General features: G+C 41.9%; 4 protein-coding genes, 1 tRNA gene and 1 pseudogene. All 6 read left to right on the plus strand.

Annotated elements, in window-relative coordinates; genetic code table 11:
• Positions 1–24 precede the first annotated feature (24 nt).
• Positions 25–115, plus strand: a tRNA-Ser gene (locus tag QZ055_RS08370).
• Positions 116–318: 203 nt separating this feature from the next.
• Positions 319–1,071 (plus strand): hypothetical protein, encoded by a 753-nt coding sequence (locus QZ055_RS08375; protein WP_295826113.1) that lies wholly within the window; start codon positions 319–321, stop codon positions 1,069–1,071.
• Between the two features lie 19 nt (positions 1,072–1,090).
• Entirely contained in the window at positions 1,091–2,353 is a 1,263-nt protein-coding gene (locus QZ055_RS08380) for an Nramp family divalent metal transporter (RefSeq protein ID WP_295826115.1), read from the plus strand.
• A 297-nt stretch (positions 2,354–2,650) separates the two neighbouring features.
• On the plus strand, positions 2,651–3,253 hold the full coding sequence (locus QZ055_RS08385; protein ID WP_295783640.1) for a hypothetical protein: 603 nt from the start codon (positions 2,651–2,653) through the stop codon (positions 3,251–3,253).
• Positions 3,231–3,977, plus strand: coding sequence for a YaaA family protein (locus QZ055_RS08390; protein ID WP_295826119.1), 747 nt, complete (start codon positions 3,231–3,233; stop codon positions 3,975–3,977). Before QZ055_RS08385 ends, QZ055_RS08390 begins: the two co-directional genes overlap by 23 nt.
• A gap of 4 nt (positions 3,978–3,981) precedes the next feature.
• A pseudogene (locus tag QZ055_RS08395) lies at positions 3,982–4,103 on the plus strand ([FeFe] hydrogenase H-cluster radical SAM maturase HydE); the annotation flags it as partial.

Here is a 4,103-nt window from a genome sequence, read left to right on the forward strand (position 1 = left end):
TGATATGATTACCCAGTAAAGCATGGAGGATTACTCAAGAGGCTGAAGAGGACGGTTTGCTAAATCGTTAGGGCGGGTTACCGTCGCTAGGGTTCGAATCCCTAATCCTCCGCCATGCTGAGACCTCACATCACGCGATGTGAGGTCTTTTTGTTTATTGTGGTATTTACTGGGGATGGACCTAAAGGTGTAAGGGCTCAAGTGAGCCTGAGGTCTTGTAAATATTGATTTATACAGGTGTGTAAGGTTATAGAGTTGACGTATGATAAGGGGTTTCATATAATAGATTGTATCAAATGTAATTTTAAGGAGATTCTTATGAATACAAAATATACACGTCACATACATTTACTTCGTCGCGCTGTTGGCATCGGTGCATTATGTCTCGTTGCCTCTGTTGGTTTCGCGCATGCTGAAAGCATTGCTATTCCAAGCGCACGTCCTATGGTAGATGGTGTGAGTGCCGATGTAGAGACTGTTAGTAGTTCTAGCAAAGCACAACATCACGTGAGTACAGGTGTGATTACGCCAAATGATTGGACGTATACAGCATTACAAACACTAGTTAAGCACGGTGCTATTACAGATACACATGGTTTTGTCTTTGATGGCAATACAAGCTATACAAAGGATGAGCTCATGCCTCTTATCGACGAAGTCGTAACAAAACGGGAGCAAATGAACGATAACGATCGCCAATATGCATTGCGTATTTACCAAGAAAATATGCGTGATGTAATGGATTATCGTATTGCTCGCGATAAGAAGGTTACCCGAGAGCGTCGTCAAAAATTAGATGAAAAACGTGCTGAAAAGGCTAAGAAATCTGGTAAGACATACCAAGTATCTAAATCTCAACAAGAGGCTTTAGATGCAGCTAATGACGAAGTGGCAAAACCAGAAGAGCGCGCGTTAACTGATGAACAAATCAAAGAAAAGATGAAGAAATTCAAAATTGATGACTCTCGCGTTAAAGTAAATAATAATGTGCGCATCCGTTATACAGGTGGTAAGGATACAAAATCTAAAACCGATGCTCGTATGCAAACGGAGATGACTTTCACTCTATAACCCTATTTAAGGAGTTATAATGATTGATTTTTTAAAGAAACAGCTGTTTACCGTCCACCAAAACGGTAAGCAACAGGTGAGCGAGGTCTTTAAATATATAGGGCCTGGCATCATTGTCACAGTTGGGTTCATCGACCCTGGCAACTGGGCGGCCAATCTAGCTGCTGGTGCTAGTTATGGCTATGAACTGTTGTGGGTAGTTACGCTATCTACGATTATGCTTATTTTATTGCAACATAACGTGGCCCACTTAGGCATTGTACGAGGACAATGTTTATCCGAATGTGCTTATGAATTCTTGCCGCGTTACGTGTCCAGGTTCGTATTGAGTACGGCGGGCATTGCAGCGGCAGCGACTGCACTAGCTGAGTTTATCGGCGCAGCCATCGCATTGAAAATGCTATTTGGCATTCCTCTTTTGATAGGCAGTGTTTTGACGGCTGTTATCTGTACCATTATGCTCATAACAAACTCTTATCGGAAGCTAGAGCGTATCATTGCAGGATTCGTATCCCTTATTGCGTTGGCGTACCTCGTAGAGGTCAACATGGTCAATGTAGATTGGGCGGCAGCTGGTATTGGTTGGGTAGACCCTAAGGTTCCTAATGGATCGATGCTCGTTATTTTGAGTATCTTAGGGGCTGTTATTATGCCTCACAATTTGTTCTTGCACTCAGAAATCATCCAAAGTCGCCAGTTCAACACGCAAGATCCTTCTGTAATGAAGCGTCAATTGCGTTATGAATTCCTAGATACCTTATTATCTATGGGGATTGGATGGATGATTAACTCCGCCATGATTTTATTGGCGGCGGCAGTGTTCTTTGCTCATGGCATTGAAGTAACGGAGCTTGAACAGGCTGAGGAACTGTTGCGTCCTCTCATTGGACCTGCAGCAGGCACAATCTTTGCTATTGCATTGCTCTTTGCAGGCTTTGCATCATCTGCTACGGCAGGCATGGCAGGGGCTAGTATCTTTGCCGGCATGTTTGGTGAGTCTTACGATATGAAAGACTTCCATACGCGATTAGGCTTGGCATTAACCTATATTCCAGCATTGCTATTGATTGTATTTGTTACCGATTCATTCCAAGCATTGTTGATCTCTCAAATGTTCTTGAGCTTGCAACTGCCTATTACGATTTTCTTGCAGCTCTATATGACAAGTAGCCGCAAGGTGATGGGGCAATATGCGAACCATACATATACAAATGTACTATTATGGGGCATTGGTATTGTGGTAACTGTTATGAATATCTACCTACTCTATGTAGGTGCATAACATATAAGCTTATAGTAGGTGTATAATACACAATCTTATATTTGCATGAAGCTAGTAGACTAGTAGTAAGGCTGAGAAAATAATCGAATCGTTAGCTCATAGTGTAAAGCTAATAATGATAGAGAAAAAGACCGCGGTGGCGGTCTTTTTTTCATATTCGGTCATGTATATTGATTATGTAAAAAGCGTATCCAAGAATACCCATGGGGGCTATAAAATATGTTACAATTAAAGATAGCATAAATCTGTAGGGAGAATTCCCTCACCAGTGTAATAGATAGAAATTAGGAGGACCTAATGGCAGACGAAGTAAAAGTACAAGATGCAATGCAATCTGATTTCAGTGTTGTAGTAAACGATATTGCAGAGGAATTATTAACGCGCCTAAATATGGATGAGGATGGCTCTATTATCGACATGTTCCAAACAGGTTCTTTTGATCCCTGGCAATTATTCGTGTTCTTTGGTGCTTTAGAAAAAGCTCTCGTTGATTTTAGAACAGATAAACGCAAGAAAACTGTTATCGTTCATGCACAACCTGAAGCTCTTATCGGCATTGGCCGCGTAGTGACACCTGTATCCACTATGCTTGAGCATGTGTTGATGTCTCGCTTGAACGACATGAGCGAAGGTCGTTTGGAAACAGGTATGCTTACCGTATCTGCTGGAAGTATCGACTATGAAGGTGTTAATCTTAAAGGCCGCCACGTTGTTATCGTATGTGACCTTGTAGATGAAGATTCTGATTACCTCAAAGAATGCATTAATTTATGTAAAGAAATGAAAGCAAGTCACGTAGTGGCTGTGCCTCTTATGTTGTGGAATCCTGAGTTGATCGACAATTTGACAGAGGAAACTATCAAGGCGGAATTATCTCATGAAAATCGTCCTCTCTCCTAGTAAGACCAAAACAATTATTAATGTTGCTAGCCACGATGAGGCGGTCAATCATGCAGTTCGCGACGGCCAATTTCAACCGCATATCACACAAGAGATAGTAAAGCATGTGCAATCTCTGGATGTAGCTGCTCTTGGTAAGGCTTTGAAACTCAAGGATGACAAGGCGCAGGCCCTCTTTGATTTCTATCAAGATTTTGAGGCCCATCCTGTTGGGTTAGCTTGTGAAAGCTACGATGGCATTGCTTTCAAATATTTGGATTGGTCGAACTTGCCTGAAGCGGCTAAGGTCTTTGGTGAAAGCCATCTTGTTGTGATGTCTGCCTTGTACGGTATTGTAGAGCCTACGATGGGCGTTAGAGACTATCGACTTGATATGGTGGATAAGGTGGGCATTAATTTATACGATACGTGGCGCGAAACGGTGGATGCATACTTTCACAAGGAAGATTGGATCCTAAATCTAGCGTCTAAAGAATATGCAAAAATGGTGAACCATCCTAAGGTGGTAACCGTTGAGTTTTGGGAATTGCGAGGCGACACATTTAAACAGATGAGTACGTCCTCTAAAATGAGTCGTGGCATGATGGCTCATGCATGTTTGACAGAGCAAGTGAAGCATGTACGGGATTTGCCCCGTGAAATTAATGGATTTATCTGTGTTACAGATATTGAATCCATTACCATACCAAGCGAATCGATGACGGTTCGTTATGAAAGGAAGTGATTGTTTGCAAGTGCAAGACATTCTCGCAAAAGACCTCGTTGGCGATGAATGGCTAACAGAGGATGAGCTAAGATTTCTCATGTCTGTAACTGATGAAGAACAGTTGCAGTTAATATATAAAAAGGC

The sequence above is a fragment of the uncultured Veillonella sp. genome, from assembly GCF_905209685.1.
GTDB lineage: Bacteria > Bacillota > Negativicutes > Veillonellales > Veillonellaceae > Veillonella.